Here is a 21807-nt window from a genome sequence, read left to right as displayed (position 1 = left end):
GGGTACAGACATACTATTCTCCCGTTTATTTCAGTAAACGAAAATGAAAATCAATTATTTATGGTTAGGTGCCGCTATTTTAGTGGGCAAGAGTCTTTCTGCGCAGAACACAAAAAAAGACTCAATTAAAATTCAACAACTACAAGAGGTGGTTGTAAGCGATTCCCGTTTTGAGCTTAAAAGAGAGAATTCTGGAAAGACAGTAATTAAGGTTTCAGCTGAAGAATTAAAACGAAATCAAGGTAGGACCGTAGCTCAGATAATCAATACGAAAAGCGGTATCGAAATCGTGGGTAGCCGTGGTAGGGATGGTGATGTTCTAGGTGTATTCGCTAGAGGTGGTCGCGGGCGCCAGGTACTTGTTATTATTGATGGTGTTCGGGTTACAAACCCTTCTTCATTTTCTGTTGAATATGATTTAAGGCTTTTATCGACCGCAAATGTGGAATCCATCGAAATTATTAAAGGCGCAGCGAGTACACTTTATGGCACTAATGCAGCCACGGCAGTTATCAGTATTACGACCAAGAAAAATTCCAAAGAAAGAATGGCAGGAAATTTTCAATCTACTGTTGGTACAAATCAAACCTCTGAAGATCAAAACTATAATCTCGCCAGTTTTTCCAACGGAGCAAGTGTTAGTGGAACACTGGACAAGTTCTCCTACGGGCTTAATTTTTCCAATCGGTATTCCAATGGGCTTTCTGCAGCCATTACCCCAGAAAATGAGGAAGATGATTTTTCACAATATAGCACAGACCTTAAGTTGGGATATGAATTTTCCAAGAACTTCAATATGTCAGTTTACGGAAATAAAACTGAGTTTAAATCGGAGTTTGACGCCGACCGCGCCGAAGCTCCGAACAGATTAAAACAAGATCAAGAACGTGTGGGAGTTGCGTCTACATTTAAATATGGAAAGGGTTCCATACAATTTAATGCCGCTTACACGGATTTTGAGATAGATACAAGAAGTACGTCCGGCGAGAGTAGCGCCAATGGTGAAAATTTTGTATTTGATTTCTACAACAAATACGTTTTCAATAAAAAGTTCTATACTGTTTTAGGTGTAAATTACATCAAAGACAAAGCTTCTTTTACCAATGCCGTAGATTTTACGATTATAGATCCCTACGCAAACTTGGTATATGTTTCCGATTTTGGTCTTAACTTGAACACTGGTGTACGATTAAATAATCATTCTGAATACGGGAACCATGTTGTGTATAATATCAATCCATCTTACGTTTTTCCCATGAAAAGTGGTTATATAAAGCTTTTGGGTAGTTATGCAACATCTTATATTACTCCTAATCTTACACAATTGTTTGGGGATTTTGGTGCAAATCCAAATTTAGAGCCAGAGGAGAATACTACAATAGAAGGAGGGGTAGAATACTTTGTAAATGATAAATTAAGGTTAAGCACAGTTTATTTTAATCGCAATGAGGAAAATAGGTTTGGGTTTGATGCAAACTTTCAAAGCATAAATATTACGGATGAAATAGATGTGAGTGGTGTTGAGGTAGAGGTTTCATTGTCTCCTATGGAAACCTTCACTCTTGATGCCAATTATGTTTTTACTGAACGAAAAGGAGATAGTGCAATTAGGATTCCAAAACATAAAGCAAATCTTACATTAAGTTATAAATTTTCAGAGAAAACTTTTGCTTCTGTTGGATATCAATTCACTGGGGATAGAATTGATACAGTATTTCCACCATTCCCAAATCCTGCTTTTAATGTAGCTTTGGATTCTTTTTCTTTGGTGAACCTATATTTTTCGCATGATGTTATTCAAAATAAACTGAAAGTGTTTATTGATGGAAATAATCTTTTTAATGAAGAATTTACTGAAGTGTTTGGTTTTACGACCAGGGGGAGAAATTTTAGTGCTGGTTTTAATTTAAATTTTTAATAATTAAATCGATAGAATGTTGAAAGTCTGTTCTTTTATGCCTGCGGTTACCCAAATGATCTATGATATGGGTCTCGATAATCAGCTCTATGGTGTCACTTTTGAATGCCCCGAGCAGGCATTGAAAGAAAAGAAACCTATTGTGCGGTGTATTTTGGAGGGTAAACATCTATCCAGCAAAGAAATAGACACATTATTTTCTGCGAGCAAGCATCAAGGAAAAGATTTATACTATGTTGATGAAGGTCTTCTAGAAGAGATTTCTCCAGATGTTATATTTACACAAGACATGTGCGATATATGTCAAATAGATACGGCCTGTACGGCAGCTGCGGTAGCCAATTTGGAAAAGCAGCCAATATTGATTTCAATCAGTCCACAATCTTTAGAAGACGTTTTCCAATCTGCAATTACTATTGCCAAAGCTATGGATAGGGAAGAAGTAGCATACTCTTATTTGGCAAAATTGAATAATAGAATCGATAGTATAATCGATAGATTAAGAGCATCAAAGGCTTTACCAAAGCGTGTTATGCTTATGGAATGGTTGGATCCTATATTTAATTGTGGACACTGGATTCCCCATCAAATTGCATATGCAGGTGGTGTGGATATGCTTTCCAACCCATCTGGTGAGAGTATCGTAACACGATGGGATAAAATTGTAAAGTATGACCCTGAGGTTTTGGTCATAGCGCCTTGTGGTTTTACGATTGAACGAACCATTGAAGAAATGCACTTGCTGATGAAAAAAGAGGGATGGAATGAATTAAAAGCAGTAAAAGAAGACGCCGTTTACATTGCAGATTTTGATATGTTTACCCAGTCATCTGCCAATACACTTGTCAACGGAATAGAAGTGTTGGCAGGGCTTTTTCATCCTGAAATTATAGAGGTTCCCAAGAGACTAGCAAATAAATACAGACATTTTAGTAATTATATGATGGTCCAATAAAAAAGCGGCTTTAAGAGCCGCTTTTTTATTTATTTAATATTAATTTCCAAAGGCTTGTCCAAATACATGTTATCCTTTAGCGGAGTCATTAATCTGGAACTCATAAAAGTTTTAGCCGGCATTTTAACTGAAAAGTCTTTTTTACTTACAGCACCCATAATTTCATCAATTGCTCTTGCAAGTAAGGGTTCATTGATATCTCCCAATGTTCCTAGGTTTTCAAGGTCTTCTTGCAATACAATATTTGGAGGCAAACCATCTGTGTAATCAAAAAAGCCATCAGCATTTTCATTTCTACCGACTAAAGGTTGTAATCCCCAACTGTTATTGACATTAATTTGATTTTCGCGATTTGAATTATAAATATAATCGCCATTTGGGTCATCTACTAAAGTAATGGAGAACTCATTTTTACCTCTTGTTGTTTCACCAATGTGAACAATGTCCACATAAGGTGCCAAACCGTTCATGACCAGTTCACTTGCTGATGCCGAATCATTGGTTGCCAAAACATAAACCTTGTTCAAGCCAAGTGTATTTATGGGGGAACCTGTATTGTTATTTCCAATACCACTGGCAAAATTATCTTCTAATTGTGCTGCAGAAAATTGTGACTGTATTTTAGCGTTCCATCGCTGGCGTATATATAGTTTATCAGTATCGGTGCTATGGATCATACTGGCCAATAATCTTGAACTGTTTACCGACCCACCTGGATTGTAACGCATATCCAAAATTAGTTGTGTTGCTCCATCTGCCACAAATTGTGCAAATGCGTTATTGAGTTCTTCATTGAAACTACCCAAGAATCTGTTGTACATGAGGTATGCAACTTTTTCTCCTCCAACATCCAAGGTCTCTGATACCAGAATCGGATTTTCCACAAAATTTTCGATTTTTGTAAGGCTCACTTCTTTTGATGTATCGGTTATTGTACCGTTATTTATTTCGGCCATCCCAAGAACATAGTTGTTGTTGCTTCCAAAAAGCAAGCTTATATAATTATCGATGTTCAATTGCTGTCCATCAACCCGTGTAAAAATGTCCCCACGTTGTATATCTTTAGTGGAAGCATCAGAGTCAGGTAGCACATATTGAACAAAACCAAAAATATCGTTACTTCCAGAGAATTGAATCAAACCGAATTCCAATCCATTGCTTTTTGACACTCCAGAAAGGTTGCTTACCAATTCTTCATAGTCATCATTGGAAAAACTAAAACGGTCTTCATTAAATTGTATACTATTATAGAAATCCAGTGGATCGGGAGTTGCTTCCAAAAAAGTAGTGTATTCGGCGTCGTTCGCAAAACGTGTGTCCGATAAATTTGGCACTTCGCCCTGCCAAAAATACCACAGGTTCATGGCTTTCCACATAAAATTTTGTACGGTAACATCAGCTCCAGGTGTGGGGTCTGGAGTTTCGGGATTTGTAATTCCATCGTCATCATCACTGCAACTAATTGTAAACAGTAACAGCCCTAGGAGGAGAAATAAATATTTTTTCATAACATATATTTTGCTCAAAACTATCAATTATCATTCCATTAAACCAGAAACAATATTGGATAAGTAGGATTTATGATTAAATTCTTACAATTTCAAGGTAGCAAAATAAAGACATATCATGAGAATGCAAATCTTTTGTAACAAAATTCGATGTGTGTCGTCGTGATAATGTAAGCAGACAAAAAAGCTTGTAACAACCAAAACAACCAAATGAAACAGGCCGAATTTTTAAATGTAGTAATGCCCTTTAAGGACAAGCTCTACAGATTGGCTAAAAGACTTTTGGTCTCTAGGGAAGAGGCAGAAGATGCAACGCAAGAAATATTATTGAAGTTATGGTCAAAAAACGAAACCATATCACAATATAAAAACGTAGAGGCTTTTGCAATGACGATGACCAAAAATTTCTGCTTGGATAGATTAAAATCCAAACATGCCAGTAATTTGAAGTTGGTGCACAGCAATTATAGTGATGAAAATACATCACTACAAAAGCAACTAGAAGCCGAAGATAGTGTACAATGGATGCAACGGATCATGAACGAACTACCGGAGCAGCAAAAAATGGTATTGCAATTGCGTGACGTAGAACAATATGAGTTTGATGAAATATGTGAGCTTTTGGAGATGAAACCCACAGCGGTTCGAGTAGCGTTATCAAGAGCAAGGAAGATGGTAAGACAAGAATTAGTAAAAAAACATAACTATGGAATTGGATAGCATAGAAAAATTATTGGAAAAATATTTCGAAGCCACTACAACCGTGGCGGAAGAAAAGACATTACAGGCCTATTTTTCTCAAGAAAGTGTAGCAACACATCTTGAACAATATAGACCAATGTTCAACTATTTTTCCAGTGCCAAGGATGAAAAGTACACAAGGCAGGTTCCATTAAAACCTAGAAAAAACTATTATAAATGGATTTCCGTAGCAGCTGTGGTTGTTTTAACCTTTGGCCTATATTTTGGTAATGAATACCGAGAGAGAAAGAAGGCAGAATATGCCTATCAAGAAACAAAAAAAGCTTTTGAACTCTTAGCGGAAAATTTTGGTCGCGGCACTGAAAAAGTAGCACATTTAAAAGAGTTCCAGATTGCAAAACAAAAAATTTATAACAATAATTAAATTAAGAAAAATGAAAAATTATATTCTAATAGCAACGATAACCTTATTACCATTTTTAGGTTTTTCCCAATCATTGTTCGATAAGTACGAAGATTTGGACGATGTCACCTCTGTAGTAGTCAACAAGAGCATGTTTAACCTTCTTGCAAAGATAGATGTGGAAGTGGACGACCCAGAAGCACAAGACTTTATGGATATTGCCAGTAGCCTTAAAAGCTTGAAGGTGTACACTACGGATAACAAAGAAATTGGCAATAATATGAAGTCATCTGTGGACAAGTACCTAAAATCCTCTACCATGGAAGAGTTAATGCGCGTAAAGGACAAAGATGCCAATGTTAAGTTTTACATTAAGCAGGGGAAGGATGCAGACCATGTTAGTGAACTGTTGATGTTCGTTACTGGTTTAAAAGAAGTAGAAACTGATGGCAGAAAATTTGAAACTGTGCTACTTTCTTTGACAGGTGATATCGATTTGAATAAAATCAATTCTCTGACCAAAAAGATGAACCTGCCCGAAGAATTAAATAAAGCTGGTAAAAAACAGTAACCAAGGATTCAGTTTTCGGTCAATAGTTAGAAGTGAAAATAAAGTGTAACAAAACATGATATTTCCCAACTAATAACTATTGACCGTAAACTATTTTAACATATCAATCATAAAACTACAGTCTCATGAAAAATATAATCAAATCACTATTGGTACTTATGTCAGCTTTTGTAGCTTCATGCTCTTCGCAGCAAAGTTTACAAGAATATTATGTTGACAATTCGGAGAATCCCAACTTTATTTCAATAGACGTTCCTGCCAATATATTAAAAATGGATGGAGCTGACCTTACAGACGCTGAATCCGAAGCAATGGAATCTTTGAGAAAGTTCAATCTTTTGGCTTTTAAAAAGACCAGTGAAAATGTTGCGGAGTATCAAATTGAAAAAAAGAAAGTAAAGGAAATCTTAAAGAACGATGAATTTGTGGAATTAATGAAAATTAATTCTCAGTATGGAAAAGGTGTAATCAAATATTTAGGTGACGAAAATGCCATTGATGAGGTCATTATTTATGGCGATAGCAAGGAAAAAGGTTTTGCATTAGTGCGTGTTCTCGGAAAAGATATGAATCCCGCGCATATCGTTCAATTGATGCAAGCAATTCAAAAATCAGATTATAAAGGTGAAGGTCTAGGGGAAATTGGAGAATTTCTGAAAGGGTAGATTAAACCGTTTGTATGTTCAGAATCCCGAGCAACTAAATTGCCCGGGATTTTTTATGCAATCATATCCCAGTATAATTTGCCGGGGTTATTCTTTTTAGTTCTTCTTTTATTTTATCGGAAACTTCTAAAGTATTAATGAAATCCGCTATGGAAGCTTGGTTTATTCTTTCGTTCGTGCGGGTGAGACCTTTTAAGGCTTCATAGGGATTAGGATATCCTTCCCTTCTTAAGATAGTTTGGATGGCTTCGGCCACTACGGCCCAGTTGTTCTCAAGATCTTCTTCAAACTTTATTTTATTTAGGACCAATTTGTTCAACCCTTTAAGTATTGAAAGTAAGGCCACTTGTGTGTGGGCAAACGGAACCCCAACGTTTCTTAGTACAGTACTGTCCGTTAAATCTCTTTGTAATCTTGAAACTGGAAGCTTTGCCGATAAATGCTCAAAAAGTGCATTGGCAAGACCTAAATTTCCTTCGGAATTTTCAAAATCTATGGGATTTACCTTATGTGGCATAGCAGATGATCCCACTTCCCCCTCTTTGATTTTCTGCTTAAAATAATCCATGGAAATATAGGTCCACATATCCCTGTTCAAATCAATGAAAATAGTATTGATTCTTTTTAAACAATCAAAGAGAGCCGCCATGTGGTCGTAATGCTCAATTTGTGTAGTGGGAAAAGAATGATGTAAACCCAATTTTTCTTGGACAAATTTTTGTCCGAACGCTTTCCAATCCACACTCGGATATGCCACTTTATGGGCATTGTAGTTTCCTGTTGCCCCTCCAAATTTAGCTGCGCTGGGAATATCGTTCAACAGATTGAACTGTTCTTTTAAGCGTTCCACAAAAACATCGATTTCCTTTCCAAGTCGGGTAGGGGACGCTGGTTGCCCATGGGTTCTGGCCAACATGGGAATATTGGACCAATCTGATGCTAGCGCCTTTAGCTTTTCAAAAACCTCAAAATACAATGGAACATAAACATCGTTCATGGCCTCTTTAATCGATAGTGGAATTGCAGTATTATTGATGTCCTGGGATGTTAGTCCAAAGTGGATAAATTCCTTATGCTTTTCCAGTCCTAAATCATCAAACTTTTTTTTGATAAAGTATTCAACTGCCTTTACATCATGATTTGTGGTCTTTTCAATTTCCTTTATGGCCAAAGCATCTTCTGAAGAATAATCCAGATACACTTTTTTAAGGTCGGAAAACATTGAAGTGTCAAAATCAGCCAGTTGTGGTAAGGGAATCTCACAAAGTGCTATAAAGTATTCAATTTCTACCTGAACGCGGTATTTAATCAATGCTTCTTCGGAGAAATAGCTTCCCAAAGCTTGTGTTTTGTTACGGTACCTGCCATCAATAGGTGAAATTGCGTTTAGTTGGTTCAAAGACATCGGTCAATATTTTAGAAAGCAGCAAAGATACTTAATTAGAGAGGGAGATTAAACGTGAAGCCCTCTAAGTTCTGATAATATTTTACCAGCTCTGAACTTGTACCCTGCAGTGCCCTTATGGATGTTCTGTTCTAAAATAATCTTCAGTTCAGTGTGGACCCAATCATATTTCATCCCCAACCAATATAAGCTGGTCATGGCAAATACTTTTGCCGCAACTTTATGATTTCCTATGAGCCAATCAAAGCACACGGTCATTATCCGTTCCAATTGCTCTGAAGTAATTTGTTGCTGGAAGGCCATATCTTTATTTTTAAAATATGCAATCGTGCATAACTCACAAATATGGCTCATCGGCCTAATGACCGACTCGGATTTAAGGGTGGACAAACCTTTGGAAAACGTTTCAAGATGTGGTAATAGATAAATTAGTCTTTCTCTCATGAGATGGTCGAACACCCAACTTGCGTTGAAATTGTCCTCCCTATCCTGTTGAAACACTTCTTGTAGCAAGCTTCCAGTTAATTGAGGCTTATGGATCAGTATGTCCACTAATTCCATGATTCTCTGTTTGGAAAGCCGATTGGAATTTAGAGCCGTATGCAGTTGTTGTTGGGTCACTACATCAAGTTTATTCAGTTGATAATGTTTTGACCAAGTCGGGCACACCTTCTACGGCTGTTTTGGAAATCACGGTAAGGTTGATAAAGTCATTTTGGCTTATGCTTGGCTTGGGGTCTATAAAATATATGGGCTTTCTTGTTGCTACGTAGTGAATTAAGCTTGCTGCCGGGTAAACTTGCATTGAAGTCCCGATTATGATTAAAATATCTGCTGTTTGGGTTATTTCAATAGCAACTTCAAGCATGGGTACCATTTCTCCAAACCAAACAATGTGGGGTCGCAATTGATTTCCATTTTTATCAAAATCCCCTAAAATCAAATCCTTTTTCCAATCCAGTACCTGATTTTCATCAACTGTACTACGGACTTTAAATAATTCTCCGTGTAGATGAACTACATGTGAACTTCCCGCTTGCTCATGCAGGTTGTCCACATTTTGGGTCACTATGCTTACATCAAATTTATTTTCCAACGATACTAGGGCCTTGTGCCCTTCATTTGGGAAAACGTCCAAAAGCTGTCTTCTTCGCTGATTGTAGAAATCCAGTACCAATTCGGGATTTCTTTGAAAACCCTCTGGGGAAGCTACCTGCATAACATCGTGTCCTTCCCATAACCCATTGGAATCACGAAATGTTTTTAGGCCACTTTCCGCGCTCATTCCAGCACCTGTGAGTACAACAATTTTCTGCTTTTTATCCATAGTACCTTAAAAATAAGAAATTCATTTTTTGCTATCTTGTTCTTTATGTTCAATGATGATCTATTGACATATTTGGAAAACTTCATTACCGAAGAACGAAAACAAAGGTTCTTGGATGTACTAGCTGAAAGAACCAAATTTTTGACCGTTGCCATTGAAGATGTATATCAACTGCACAATACAAGTGCCGTGATCAGAAGCTGCGATGCTTTTGGGGTACAGGAAATACATGTAATAGAAGATAAATTTGGTAAGCGATTGGACAAGAACATAGCTATGGGAGCCGAGCAGTGGGTAGATGTGAATCGTTATACTACAACTTCAGATTGTATTAGAGTTTTGAAAGACGAAGGATATACAATCATTGCAACAACTCCTCATGATAACTCGACCTTACTATCAAATTTTGAATTTAAAACAAAAATCGCACTATTTTTTGGAACAGAAAAAGAAGGTTTGAGCAACGAAGTATTACAAAAGGCCAATAGTTTTTTGAAAATACCTATGGTTGGTTTTTCAGAGAGCTTGAATGTCTCTGTCTCAGCCGCAATTATTATTCAAAAGCTAGTACAGTGCTTAAAAAACTCCCAAATGCAGTGGCAACTTTCCGATATTGAGATACTTGAAAAAAGAATGGATTGGACCAAAAAATCGATCAAAGATGTAGAACGTATTATAGAAAGATTCCAGTTGAAATAATTTTTTGTATTTTGAGATTATAACCAATTAATATACAAATGATTATAGCACTTTACATTCTCGTGGGGATTGTATTCCTCGTTATGATCTTAGCAGCAATCGCACCAAAATCTTATAATGTTTCAAGGTCAATTGAAATTGACAAGCCCAAAAAAACTGTCTTTGAAAATTTGAAATTTCTCAAGAATCAAGATGCATGGTCACCATGGAACAAGAAAGACCCAAATATGGAAAAGAAATTTACTGGTACCGATGGTGAAGTAGGGGCAGTAAGCTACTGGAAGGGAAATAAAGATGTTGGCGAAGGGGAACAGGAGATTATAAAAATTGTTGATGGGGAACGTGTTGAATCTGAACTACGTTTCTTGAAACCTTGGAAATCAATTTCTGATGCCTATTTGTTGACCGAAGCCGTGAATGAAAATAGGACCAAGGTAACATGGGGATTTTCTGGCAAGAACAAATTCCCAACCAGTATTTTCATGCTATTTATGAACATGGACATAGCTGTTGGAGGAGATTTTGAGGAAGGATTGGCCAGTTTAAAATCGAAATTGGAAAAATAGTTCATGGAACAGAATATGGTTACTTGGTTTGAAATTCCTGTGTTGGATATGAACAGAGGCAAAATATTTTATGATACGGTTTTCAGATTAAAATAAAAACACAGAATTTTGGTGGCACCATGATGGGTTGGTTTCCTTGGGCCGATGGAAAAACCGGTGCAAATGGCTCACTAATTTTGCAACCCAATTGGTATCGCCCTAGCAAAATGGATGGCGTACTACTATATTTTGCGAGTAGCGATGTTCAAAATGAACTTGATGGAATAGAGCAAGCGGGGGGTAAAATACTTAAGCCCAAAACCCAAATCAGTCCAGATATAAGTTTTATGGGTTTGTTCTTGGATTCAGAAGGCAACAGGATAGGGTTGCATTCAAGGGTATAATCGTTACTCGGCCAACTCCAACAATGCAATATCAAAGTCATTTTCAAGAATGACCTTACCATTAGTTACGGTTGCCTCGGTTTCTGAGTACGTATCATATAATTTAGTGCCGTCACCGAAAAAACCTTTTACCCAAAGCGATTTTTTGCCTTTTGGCAAATTTAATCCGACTACAATTTTATCTTTAAAATCACCATCAACATACATTCTTGAGAAGACATATGGTTTTTTTGCCAGTCTTTTGTGCTTACCGGCACCTATTGCTGGATGGTTTCTTCTAAATTGGCCCAACTTCTGCCAGTGCTTATGGATCTCTTGGATTTGGGGCAGACTGTCCAAATCTTTCCAATTCATAAACGAGCGTAACGTTGCATCACCCTCTGTACCTTCAATAACAAGGCTTCTTGCGGTTTCATCACCATAGTAAACTTGTGATGCACCTGGAGTCAACAATAAAATGTTGGCGGCATATTTAGATTGCTTTCGTTCCCTATCAAAAGGGTTTCCATCATCATGGGAGGTTAAATAATTCAATACGCTCTTGCCATTCAACTTGGTGCTTAAAAGGTTATTGTATTTTTTAAAAACGGTTTCGTAATCGCTGTTAGCATCATTTTTCAGCTCAAAGTTGATAAGACCTTTAAATCCATGGTTAAAAAAGTCAACTTTTTTGTCTCCAAAGTCAAATTGCCGACCACTGGAAATACCATAATTGTAGACTTCACCAACCATGTAGAAAGGATTTTCATCAAGTACATGGTCAGGATGTTTTTTCTTCCATGTCTCAAAAGCGTAGGTAGCTTCTTTATAAAGGTCTGACCATGCATTCTCATTGACATGTTTTACGGTATCCACCCTAAAGCCGTCAATGCCAAAATCATTTACATAATCGGTCAGCCATTTTATAATATAATACCGTGGAGCACGTGGATATCCTGTACGTTCAAAAAATAATTGTAATTCGTCCAATTCTTGACTCAATCTGCCTTCTTCTTTCCATTTTGCCAACAGTGCGTCAGGTAGTTCTACGGCTTCATTTGACTCAGTAAGGATATCGGGCAGGTTTTTCACCAAAGTACATGCTGTTGTGTTCTCATAGGTTGAAAATTCACAAGTTGGTCCCGTCCTTACCCATTCGTCTGGCCAAACAGGATCTTTATCGGTAACAGGCCCCGTGTGATTCAGGACTACATCCAAGAGAATACGTATTCCATTGGAATGCGCTGTCTTCACCAATTTTTCTAAATCTTTTCTAGTGCCAAAATTGGGGTCGATTGCTGTCCAGTCCTTGGTCCAATAGCCATGATAACCATAGGTTTTGCCCGTACCTTCATCTGTATAACCATGTATTTGTTCCACAACTGGTGTGAACCAGATAGCATTGATTCCCAAGTCGGTAAAATACCCTTCTTCTATTTTTTGTATGATTCCCTGAATGTCTCCACCTTCAAAACCTCTTAAAGGACCTGTTTCCTCGGTTCGGTCAAAATTAACGTCATTTTCGGGGTTACCATTATTAAAACGATCGGTCAATAAGAAGTAAATATTTGCGCCTTCCCAAACAAAAGGAATTTCATTTTCAGTGGTCGTTTTTTCAACTACTTTGTTGTCTTTTTGCTCTGTTTTCTTTTCTTCCTTACAACTGAAGAGGAGTGATAGTGCACACATAACAAAAAGCAGTTTTTTCATTTCTTGGGATTTTAGCTAAAACTATAAAATGAAAGCGGAAATATAAAATTTATTTACCCTAAGAACTGAAATCATATTCAGCAGAAGAAAACTTAACGTCTGTTGAGAACTTTATACTCTTCGTAGCAACTTGATATGGCATCCAGAATCTGAAGATCATTTGCCGTTGCAATGAAGGATTTGGAATAACTGCAATTGTTTAGAATATCTTCTATATCTACCTTTTCCAATTGAAGCAGTTCGGTAAGGGTTTCCCTATCGAATTTAGAGGCCAATAAATTCCTTATATCTTCATCTTCTTTTATCTGGCGCAACTTTCGCATCTGTTTTGGCTTTTTTCCGAAAAGATTGCGCAACAGATCGGCAGGGTTTAAAATTGCACCGAGAACCTTGGTTACGGCACTAGGACTTTTACTGCCCCCCTCATAACTTTTTTGGAGTCCGGAAATACTGTATTGATATGCGTTATTATTGATAGGAAGATTTTTTACATCTATTTCCAGATATCCAGTAAGTTGATAGGGCCTTACGATGACCTCTTCAAGAGCGTACGCCAATTCTGTTAATGAAATTTCTGTTCCTTCAAACTTGAACATATCATTGGTAACCCTCACTTTTTGTGACTTAAACCCTAAAAAAGAAAGATATAGGGTGTCATTAACTGCTGCTGGAATAGTAAACTCACCTTTCTGATTTGTAATTGTACCAACCACTTGGTTCAGGTTGACAACGTGTACGCTTTCCATTGGAAAACTCGTCTGCGCATTGATGACCGTAGCATTTAACTCTCCATCTACAGTAGGGTCATCTTCATTTTGCGCTAAACAACGAAACGAAATGAGACAAAAAAATATAAGTAAGACTCTTCCCATGCAATCTTTGTGGCAATAAATGTACTAAACAAAGAAAAATAAATAGGTCTATACTATCATTTAATATAGAATTAACTAATAAAACCCTGAACGTTTTTTTCCGCCTCTCTTACCTGAATTATTTTTTCTGCCACCTTTAAATGACTTGTTATCGCCTCCTTTTCTATGGCCACGTTTTTTATCTCTTTTCCTGCCACCTCTACCGGAGCCACCAGGATTTTTTGAGACTTCTACGTTGATAAAGCGACCTTCGACCTTAAATTCCGTGAAGGTTTTAAGCACATGTTCGGTAACTTGGGCATCTGTATTAAAAAAGGAGAAAGTATCTTTGGTATCAACATTGAAAATATCTTCTTTTTCCAGATTTAAAGTATCCCTTAAAAAATCTTTGAGAGCCATCCAATCATAACCGTCACGTTCCCCAACATTGATAAAATAACGGACTGAGCCGTTACTTGGTGGAATATCACCTTTGGATTTTTTATTATTTCCTCGCTCCCTTTCACCTTCCGATGAATTTAAATCCCTTGTTTTACTGTAATAGTTATAAAAACGGCTAAATTCTACAGAAATGATTTTTTTGATCAATTCTTCTCGATCAATGTCTTTAAGAACATCATTTATTGCAGGTAAGTAATTGTCTATCTCAGGATTGACTTCAGTTTCTTTGATTCTATTTGCTAAATGGTAAAGTTGAATCTCACAGATTTCAATACCTGTTGGAATTTTTTTGGAGATAAAGTCCTGCTTAATCTTATTTTCAATGGATTTAATTTTTCGAAGCTCGGAACGAGTGACAATGACCATTGAAATCCCTGATTTTCCAGCACGTCCTGTACGACCGCTTCGGTGTGTGTAGGTTTCTATTTCATCCGGTAGTTGATAATTGATAACATGTGTAATATCATCTACATCGATACCACGGGCAGCAACATCTGTAGCTACGAGTATTTGCACTTGTTTTTTACGGAATGAGTTCATGACCAAATCTCGTTGGTTCTGGCTTAGGTCGCCATGTAGTGCTCCAGCGTTATAACCATCTTCGATAAGTTTTTCCGCAACGCGTTGTGTATCTCTTTTAGTTCTACAGAATATCACGGAGAAAATACCGGGATTGGCATCTGCCAAACGTTTGAGTGCTGGATAACGATCACGTCCACCAACTACATAATACTCGTGTTGCACAGTTGAAGTTCCTGCATTTTTAGTCCCAATGGTAATCTCATGGGGCTTATTCATGAATTTCTTGGCGATGATAGATACCTCTTTGGGCATGGTAGCGGAAAACAACCATGTTAATTTTTCCTGCGGGGTATTGGATAAAATATCTTTAATGTCTTCAAAGAAGCCCATGTTCAACATTTCATCCGCTTCATCAAGAACGCAATAATCGATTTTTGAAATATCGACCATTCTACGTCCGATCATATCCTTCATTCGTCCTGGCGTAGCAACAATGATCTGAGCACCGCGTTTGATCTGTCTTGCTTGATCAGAAATGCTTGCGCCACCATAAATAGCTACGGTATTGAGACCCTTAACGTATTTTGAATATAATTTTAGTTCGTTGGTAATCTGTAAGCACAGTTCACGTGTGGGTGATAGTATCAGTCCTTGCGTAGTTCTGCTTTCAGATTGTATTTTCTGAATCATTGGAAAACCGAAAGCTGCTGTTTTTCCCGTTCCTGTCTGTGCTAGTGCAACGAGGTCGGTTTCTTGTTCCAATAAAATTGGGATGGCTTTTTCCTGTACTTCAGATGGGGATTCAAATCCTAAATCGGATATAGCGTCCAATAAGGGTTTTTCCAACCCTAGTTTTTCAAACTTTGTCATTGTGGTAAATAGCTTAAATCGCAAATATGTTGTGTTGCATAGAGCGATTTTGTCTTACCCACTTTGGAGCTCCGCGCAACACCTTGCCCATACCGGCGGCGTTAATAAAGCGGTAAAGGTACGTTAAATAGTTAAGGTGGAGGTCATAGCACTTTTTTTTTGAGAAAAGTAACCAGTTTCTGTATTGCCTTTCCTCGATGGCCAATAGCGTTCTTGGTTCCTGCGGCCAACTCGCCGAAGGTTTTATCAAAACCTTCGGGTTGAAAAATAGGGTCGTATCCAAACCCGGCAGTTCCGTATTCCTTCTCTGTAATGTGACCATTTACAATGCCATCAAAACAAAAGCTTTGCCCATTTATATTAAGATGTACAACGGTTTTGAAATGAGCTTTTCTATTAGTACGGCCCTTTAAATCTGAAAGTACTTTAAGCATATTATCTTTCGCATTTTTTTGCTCTCCCGCATATCTGGCGGAATAAACTCCGGGAGCACCGTTGAGAGCATCGATCAATAATCCCGTATCATCGGAAAAACAGTCGTAACCGTACTTCTCCGTAACGTGATCCGCTTTTATTTTGGCATTTTCTTCCAAGGTCTTACCAGTTTCGGGAATCTCATCAAAGCATCCTATGTCATTTAAGGAGAGAAGTTGAACGGAAGCAGGGAGAAGTTCCGTTACTTCCTTTAGCTTATGGGGATTATGTGTGGCAAAAATAATTTTCAAGGTGAAAGTTAATTTGAGAAAACACTAAAAGTAGTAATTTCGATGATAAAGTTGTTTTAAATGAAATGGAGAATACCACCAGTTTTGGTCATGTTATTTTTTGGAGGTTTTATGTACCTATTAAATCGGTTCTTGCCTTTTGGCGGTTTTGATTTTTTTGGACGCCAAGAATTGGCCATCTTTTTATCAGTTTTGGCATTTTTTGTCGTGATACTTGCCATTCTTCAATTCGTAAGAGCCAAAACAACAATAGATCCTATGGGTAGAAGGAAGACCAGCAGGCTGGTTACCAATGGTGTATTCAGATATACCAGAAACCCTATGTATTTGGGAATGCTGCTTATTCTGTTGGCCTTCGGTTTAAAACTGGGTAATGCCTTCAACACCTTATTGGCTGCGGGTTTTGTGTATTACATGAACCATTTTCAAATCAAGCGGGAAGAAAAAACGCTGATGGAATTATTTGGGAAGCAATACCGTCTATATTGCAAACAAACGCGGCGATGGTTTTGATGCTTAAAACTCCGTGACTGCCTGTGCTGTGCAGAGCAAATGAACCAAAATTTTTTTTAAATAAAGGGTCAGGTACAAAAATAACTTTTTTGTTATCCTTTTAGCTAAATCTTCTTGTTTCCAATATTTGGCCTTTGTTACGACAAAATAGTAGCCTTGATACTTTTCAATCAATGATCTAAATAGTTTTTTAGGATATTTTTGCAAGTATTTTTGACATATCCGCATTTATAAATGGTTTTTCATAACTTCAAAATTCTGGGACGGAATTAATTTTTAAATTTGGCCCTTAATTTTCAGGAAATTCATGGTAGAAGTGGGAAGGAAGTACGTTTTTGATTTTGATAGCACTTTAACAACGGTTGAAGCTTTGGACGTTTTGGCAGAAATGACCCTACAAGGTAAATCCAATAAGGATGAAGTTATACAAGAAATCCAAGATATTACCAATTTGGGTATTGATGGTGACATTTCGTTCACTGAATCCTTGGAGAGAAGGATAAAACTTTTGAATGCGCATAGAAACGATTTGGGGACTCTAATAGAGGAGCTAAGACAGAAAATATCCAAATCCATAGCTTCCAATAAGGAATTTTTTGAGAAATTTTCAGATGATATTTATGTGATTTCCTGTGGATTTAAGGAGTTTATCGACCCTATTGTCCAAGAATACAATATCCCATCAGACAGAGTGTATGCCAATACATTTAAATATGATGAAGAAGGTAACATCATCGGCTTTGATGAATCAAACGTACTGGCATCTCACAATGGGAAAATAGAATGTCTAAAAAATCTTGATTTGGAAGGGGAGGTACAAGTAATTGGTGATGGCTATAGCGATTATGTTATGCGAGAAGCTGGAATAGCGGACAAATTTTTTGCCTACACCGAAAATGTGCATCGGGAAAAGGCAACGACCAATGCAGACCATGTGGCGCCTAGCTTGGACGAATTTCTATATGTAAACGACTTGCCCAGAAATATTTCATACCCAAAAAACAGGATAAAAATTCTGTTATTGGAAAATGTGCATCCTGATGCTTTTAAGAACCTATCTGAAGATGGCTTTTCTGTTGAATTGATCAAGCATAGTTTGCCAGAGGAAGAGCTTATTGAAAAAATTAAAGAAGTACATGTTTTGGGCATACGTTCCAAAACACAGGTTACCAAAAAAGTATTGGATGCTGCTGATAAACTAATGGTGGTTGGGGCATTTTGTATAGGTACTACACAGATTGACCTTGACTATAGCAAACAGAAAGGCGTAGTGGTCTTTAATGCACCGTACAGTAATACACGCTCTGTGGTAGAGCTTGCCATTGGCCAGATTATCATGCTAATGCGCAACGTGTTCACTAGGAGCATGGAAATTCATAAAGGGGAATGGAACAAGACTGCTATCAATTCAAGGGAAGTAAGAGGAAAAAATCTTGGGATTGTCGGTTATGGAAATATAGGCAAGCAATTGTCCGTTTTGGCCGAGGCCATAGGAATGCGGGTCTATTATTATGATGTTGCCGATAAGTTGGCCTTGGGCAACGCCACTAAATGTAGTTCCTTAGAAGAATTACTTTCTATTTCGGATGTGGTCACCTTACATATTGACGACAATAAAGCCAATAAAAATTTCATAGGAGAAAATGAAATAAAACAAATGAAGGATGGTGCCATGCTCATCAATCTTTCCAGAGGATTTGTAGTGGACATTGAAGCCCTTTCCAATGCGCTGCAAAGCGGAAAATTGGCAGGTGCCGCGGTAGATGTATATCCAGAGGAGCCAAGAAGTAACGGGAATTTTAGAACTGCTCTGCAAGGCTTCCAAAATGTAATATTGACCCCTCATGTTGGCGGTAGCACAGAAGAAGCCCAGCGTGATATTGCCGATTTTGTACCCAACAAGATTATGGATTACATCAATTCAGGAAATACTGTGGATGCAGTTAATTTCCCCAATATTAGGCTACCAAAACAGAGCAATGCACACCGTTTTCTCCATATCCATAAAAATGTACCCGGTATTATGGCAAAAATCAATGAAGTGCTGGCCAAATATGAAATGAACATTACGGGACAATATTTATCGACCGATGATAAGGTCGGGTACGTTATTACTGATTTGGACAAGGAATATAACAAGGAAGTAGTAAAAGCATTGAAAAATGTTGAAAACACTATAAAATTTAGGGTGCTATATTAGAATCAAATTGGATAATAAAGTTTGAAAAAACATCAAAATAGCTTCATCGATGATGATATGGTTCGTTCTTTAGGATGGTAAGACCCCTATATAACTGTTCTATCAAGAATAATCGCACCATTTGATGAGAGAACGTCATTTTGGATAAGCTTATCCTTTGATTACTTCGTTGGTAAACGGAATCACTAGACCCATAAGGTCCCCCAATCACAAAAACAAGGTTTTTGAGACCACTGTTCATTTTTTTCTGGAGAAATATCGAAAATTCAACGGACGAGAATTGTTTTCCCTGTTCGTCCAAAACAATGACTGTATCCGAAGTTTGGATTTGATTGAGTATGAGTTCTCCTTCCTTTTCTTTCTGGATGGCTTCGGACAAATTTTTACTGTTCTTGATATCCGGTAATATTATAAATTTGAAATTGATGTAATGTTTTAAGCGTTTCTCATATTCCGCTATCATTTTAACCAATTCAGCACTATCTGTTTTGCCAACGGCGATTAGAGTAATTTGCATGCTCAAAATTAATTTTTTCAAATCAAACAATAACAGCATAGCCTACACAGAAATCAATGTTTTTAGTAATTTCGTCAAAACCCCTTTTAAATGATTGCCCAAGATCAGTTTCAAAAAGAGCTCCAGTTAATCATAGCCAATGCCATTAGGGAGGATGTAGGGGATGGCGACCATAGTTCTTTGGCATGCATACCCATTTCTGCTAGCGGGAAAGCCAAATTGTTGGTAAAGGACGAGGGCACTATTGCAGGTATCGCTTTCGCTAAGCGAGTTTTTCATTATGTAGATGCCAAACTTAAGATTGAAGTGCTGATTTCCGATGGTTCTCCTGTTAAAAATGGCGATATTGGTTTCTACGTTGAGGGTAGTTCACAAAGTATTTTAAAATCTGAAAGATTGGTACTCAACGCCATGCAGCGAATGAGCGCCATTGCCACAAAGACCAAAAGCTACGTGAAACTATTGGAAGGAACCAATACCAAAATTCTGGACACCCGAAAAACCACTCCTGGAATCAGGGCATTGGAAAAATGGGCAGTTAAGATTGGCGGAGGGGAAAACCATAGGTTTGCCCTATACGATATGATAATGCTCAAGGACAACCATATAGATTTTGCAGGAGGAATTACAAAAGCAATAAAAAAAACACAACAATATTTGCTCGATACAAAAAGGGACTTAAAAATTATCGTTGAGGCAAGAGATTTACATGAAGTTGAAGAAATATTGAAATCCGAAGGAGTTTATAGAATTCTGCTTGATAATTTCAATTATGCCGACACCAAAAAAGCTGTTGCTCTTATTGGTGATAAATGTCTTACTGAATCTTCTGGCGGTATCAATGAAACTACAATTAGGAACTATGCGGAATGTGGCGTGGACTACATTTCTTCCGGAGCGCTTACCCACTCGGTCCATAATATGGATTTAAGCTTAAAGGCCGTATAATGTCCGAAGCCATAGAAGAACAGTTGGAAAAAATCCCTGTGGTCAATAAACTGGTCAGATTCTTAAAAAATATAAAATTAAGGGCTTTTGAAGGGCTTTCCCTCTATGACTTATTGGAAATGTATGTATTTGGAGTTGTAAAAGGTACGCTATCCTCAAGAGCAAGCTCTATTGCATTCAGTCTTTTTATGGCCTTGTTCCCATTGATTATATTTTTGGTTACGTTGTTGCCATTTGTAATACCATATGCCAGTATTGGAAATGAAAACTTTGATGCTAAATTCCTGATTTTTTTAGAATCCTTTTTGCCTTCCGCTACCAGTGATTATTTTGGTGATATCTACCAACAGATAAAAGACCAAAAGCGCGGAGGACTCTTATCTTCAACTTTTTTGGTTTCCATCTTTCTTGTTGCCAATGGGGTCAATGCAATTTTTGGAGGTTTCGAAAACTCCTATCATGTAGAATTGACCCGAAATTTTTTTAGACAGTATGCTTATGCCCTTATGGTAGGGCTGATTCTTTCCATATTATTAATCATTGGGGCTGTTACATTTGTGTATTTTGAATTTTATGTTATGGAATATACGAGCGATTATATAGGAAGGCGACTGGGTTATGAAACAACGGACGAAGATTCTTTGCAAATACAAGCTATGAAAGTGGTGTTTTTCATGGTCCTTGCGTATCTTTCCACCGCTATTTTATACTATTTCGGCACGGCTGAAGGTAGACAGGCCAGATTCTTTTCAGCAGGTGCTCTAATGACCACTTTATTGTTTGTGCTCACGTCATACCTATTTGGGGTATATGTAGAAAAATTTGCCCGCTACAATGAATTTTATGGGGCACTTGGGGGATTATTGATATTAATGGTATTCATCTGGTTGAATTCCAATATTTTGTTATTGGGATTTGAATTAAATGCAACCCTCAATTCATTAAAGAAAAAACATGAGAAAAAGAAAAAGGCTTAATACACCACTTATTATTATTTGTATGTTAATGGTCCAAGCCTCTTGGTCCCAATCGGTATTTGGAAAATGGAAGACAATAGATGATCGTAATGGAATTGAAAAAGCGATTGTTGAGGTGTACAAAAAAAATGGGATGCTGCAAGCTAGAATCCATAAGATTCTGGAGAAAGGAAAAGAGGATGCCCTTTGTATTAAATGTAAGGGAGAATTGAAGGATAAGCCCATAGTTGGGATGAAGATCATGGACGATTTCAAAAAAAACAGCAAGGGCGAATACAAGGGCAATCGACTTTTTGACCCAGAACAAGCCATGACGTTCAGGGGAAAGGTTTGGTTAGACCCCGATAACAAAAATAGATTGAAAGTAAGGGGGTATTTGGCGTTCTTATACCGAACCCAGACTTGGCACAGAGTATTGGAAGAATGAAACC

At 37.5% G+C, this 21807-nt stretch carries 23 protein-coding genes; 14 read left to right on the top strand and 9 right to left on the bottom strand.

The window, feature by feature from the left end; all coding sequences use genetic code 11:
• The first annotated feature begins 43 nt into the window (after positions 1–43).
• A complete protein-coding gene (locus HME9304_RS00310) occupies positions 44–1918 on the top strand; it encodes a TonB-dependent receptor plug domain-containing protein (RefSeq protein ID WP_112376687.1) in 1875 nt (624 codons plus the stop codon).
• 16 nt (positions 1919–1934) lie between these two features.
• Positions 1935–2873: an ABC transporter substrate-binding protein gene (locus tag HME9304_RS00305; protein WP_112376686.1), complete on the top strand. Its 939-nt coding sequence runs from the start codon at positions 1935–1937 to the stop codon at positions 2871–2873.
• A 29-nt stretch (positions 2874–2902) separates the two neighbouring features.
• On the opposite strand, the gene HME9304_RS00300 is transcribed toward HME9304_RS00305, so the two are convergent.
• A complete protein-coding gene (locus tag HME9304_RS00300) occupies positions 2903–4381 on the bottom strand; it encodes a S41 family peptidase (protein WP_112376685.1) in 1479 nt (492 codons plus the stop codon).
• A gap of 210 nt (positions 4382–4591) precedes the next feature.
• Between HME9304_RS00300 and HME9304_RS00295 the strand changes: the two genes are divergently transcribed.
• The 4 genes from HME9304_RS00295 to HME9304_RS00280 all read left to right on the top strand — a co-directional run bounded on the left by HME9304_RS00295 (position 4592) and on the right by HME9304_RS00280 (position 6722).
• Positions 4592–5101, top strand: coding sequence for an RNA polymerase sigma factor (locus HME9304_RS00295; RefSeq protein ID WP_112376684.1), 510 nt, complete (start codon positions 4592–4594; stop codon positions 5099–5101).
• The gene (locus tag HME9304_RS00290; RefSeq protein WP_112376683.1) at positions 5088–5507 is read left to right on the top strand and encodes a hypothetical protein; all 420 of its coding nucleotides are present in this window, start codon (positions 5088–5090) and stop codon (positions 5505–5507) included. Before HME9304_RS00295 ends, HME9304_RS00290 begins: the two co-directional genes overlap by 14 nt.
• 10 nt (positions 5508–5517) lie before the next feature.
• Positions 5518–6057, top strand: coding sequence for a DUF4252 domain-containing protein (locus tag HME9304_RS00285; RefSeq protein ID WP_112379677.1), 540 nt, complete (start codon positions 5518–5520; stop codon positions 6055–6057).
• Between the two features lie 125 nt (positions 6058–6182).
• Positions 6183–6722 (top strand): DUF4252 domain-containing protein, encoded by a 540-nt coding sequence (locus HME9304_RS00280; RefSeq protein ID WP_112376682.1) that lies wholly within the window; start codon positions 6183–6185, stop codon positions 6720–6722.
• A 61-nt stretch (positions 6723–6783) separates the two neighbouring features.
• Here the strand turns inward: HME9304_RS00280 and purB are convergent, their stop codons facing one another.
• The 3 genes from purB to HME9304_RS00265 all read right to left on the bottom strand — a co-directional run bounded on the left by purB (position 6784) and on the right by HME9304_RS00265 (position 9454).
• A complete protein-coding gene (gene purB, locus HME9304_RS00275; protein WP_112376681.1) occupies positions 6784–8127 on the bottom strand; it encodes an adenylosuccinate lyase in 1344 nt (447 codons plus the stop codon).
• Between the two features lie 48 nt (positions 8128–8175).
• Positions 8176–8688, bottom strand: coding sequence for an adenylosuccinate lyase (locus HME9304_RS00270; RefSeq protein ID WP_112376680.1), 513 nt, complete (start codon positions 8686–8688; stop codon positions 8176–8178).
• 70 nt (positions 8689–8758) lie between these two features.
• Complete coding sequence (locus HME9304_RS00265; RefSeq protein WP_112376679.1) at positions 8759–9454, bottom strand: SIR2 family NAD-dependent protein deacylase; 696 nt, start codon at positions 9452–9454, stop codon at positions 8759–8761.
• Positions 9455–9499: 45 nt separating this feature from the next.
• Here HME9304_RS00265 and HME9304_RS00260 point away from each other — a divergent pair, with 45 nt between their 5' ends.
• The 3 genes from HME9304_RS00260 to HME9304_RS00250 all read left to right on the top strand — a co-directional run bounded on the left by HME9304_RS00260 (position 9500) and on the right by HME9304_RS00250 (position 11102).
• Positions 9500–10153 (top strand): TrmH family RNA methyltransferase, encoded by a 654-nt coding sequence (locus HME9304_RS00260; RefSeq protein WP_112376678.1) that lies wholly within the window; start codon positions 9500–9502, stop codon positions 10151–10153.
• 38 nt (positions 10154–10191) lie between these two features.
• Positions 10192–10719: an SRPBCC family protein gene (locus HME9304_RS00255; RefSeq protein WP_112376677.1), complete on the top strand. Its 528-nt coding sequence runs from the start codon at positions 10192–10194 to the stop codon at positions 10717–10719.
• 119 nt (positions 10720–10838) lie between these two features.
• Positions 10839–11102, top strand: coding sequence for a VOC family protein (locus HME9304_RS00250; protein WP_239023344.1), 264 nt, complete (start codon positions 10839–10841; stop codon positions 11100–11102).
• A 3-nt stretch (positions 11103–11105) separates the two neighbouring features.
• Here HME9304_RS00250 and HME9304_RS00245 read toward each other — a convergent pair whose 3' ends face one another.
• From HME9304_RS00245 to HME9304_RS00230, 4 genes are all read right to left on the bottom strand, one after another.
• The gene (locus HME9304_RS00245) at positions 11106–12791 is read right to left on the bottom strand and encodes an alpha-amylase family glycosyl hydrolase (RefSeq protein WP_112376676.1); all 1686 of its coding nucleotides are present in this window, start codon (positions 12789–12791) and stop codon (positions 11106–11108) included.
• Between the two features lie 92 nt (positions 12792–12883).
• Positions 12884–13663: a carboxypeptidase-like regulatory domain-containing protein gene (locus HME9304_RS00240; RefSeq protein WP_112376675.1), complete on the bottom strand. Its 780-nt coding sequence runs from the start codon at positions 13661–13663 to the stop codon at positions 12884–12886.
• 75 nt (positions 13664–13738) lie between these two features.
• Positions 13739–15496, bottom strand: a complete 1758-nt coding sequence (locus tag HME9304_RS00235) for a DEAD/DEAH box helicase (RefSeq protein WP_112376674.1) — start codon at positions 15494–15496, stop codon at positions 13739–13741.
• 143 nt (positions 15497–15639) lie between these two features.
• Positions 15640–16221 carry a non-canonical purine NTP diphosphatase gene (locus HME9304_RS00230; RefSeq protein WP_112376673.1) on the bottom strand — a complete coding sequence of 194 codons (582 nt, stop codon included), beginning with the start codon at positions 16219–16221 and terminating at the stop codon, positions 15640–15642.
• Between the two features lie 60 nt (positions 16222–16281).
• On the opposite strand from HME9304_RS00230, the gene HME9304_RS00225 reads away from it, so the two are divergent.
• Together HME9304_RS00225 and serA are read left to right on the top strand one after the other, a co-directional pair.
• Entirely contained in the window at positions 16282–16734 is a 453-nt protein-coding gene (locus HME9304_RS00225; protein ID WP_112376672.1) for a methyltransferase family protein, read from the top strand.
• 307 nt (positions 16735–17041) lie between these two features.
• Positions 17042–18934, top strand: a complete 1893-nt coding sequence (serA, locus tag HME9304_RS00215) for a phosphoglycerate dehydrogenase (RefSeq protein ID WP_112376670.1) — start codon at positions 17042–17044, stop codon at positions 18932–18934.
• A 43-nt stretch (positions 18935–18977) separates the two neighbouring features.
• Here the strand turns inward: serA and rlmH are convergent, their stop codons facing one another.
• Entirely contained in the window at positions 18978–19451 is a 474-nt protein-coding gene (rlmH, locus tag HME9304_RS00210; RefSeq protein ID WP_112376669.1) for a 23S rRNA (pseudouridine(1915)-N(3))-methyltransferase RlmH, read from the bottom strand.
• Between the two features lie 90 nt (positions 19452–19541).
• Here rlmH and nadC point away from each other — a divergent pair, with 90 nt between their 5' ends.
• Genes nadC through HME9304_RS00195 form a run of 3 tightly spaced genes read left to right on the top strand, consistent with a single transcriptional unit; the run spans position 19542 to position 21803 of the window.
• A complete protein-coding gene (nadC, locus tag HME9304_RS00205; protein ID WP_112376668.1) occupies positions 19542–20399 on the top strand; it encodes a carboxylating nicotinate-nucleotide diphosphorylase in 858 nt (285 codons plus the stop codon).
• Positions 20399–21376: a YihY/virulence factor BrkB family protein gene (locus HME9304_RS00200; protein WP_112376667.1), complete on the top strand. Its 978-nt coding sequence runs from the start codon at positions 20399–20401 to the stop codon at positions 21374–21376. The genes nadC and HME9304_RS00200 overlap by 1 nt, the downstream gene beginning before the upstream one ends.
• The gene (locus HME9304_RS00195; RefSeq protein ID WP_112376666.1) at positions 21354–21803 is read left to right on the top strand and encodes a DUF2147 domain-containing protein; all 450 of its coding nucleotides are present in this window, start codon (positions 21354–21356) and stop codon (positions 21801–21803) included. Before HME9304_RS00200 ends, HME9304_RS00195 begins: the two co-directional genes overlap by 23 nt.
• Positions 21804–21807 lie beyond the last annotated feature (4 nt).

It is taken from the genome of Flagellimonas maritima, from assembly GCF_003269425.1.
Classification (GTDB): Bacteria; Bacteroidota; Bacteroidia; order Flavobacteriales; family Flavobacteriaceae; genus Flagellimonas; species Flagellimonas maritima.
This window is presented reverse-complemented; position numbering and strand designations above follow the sequence as displayed.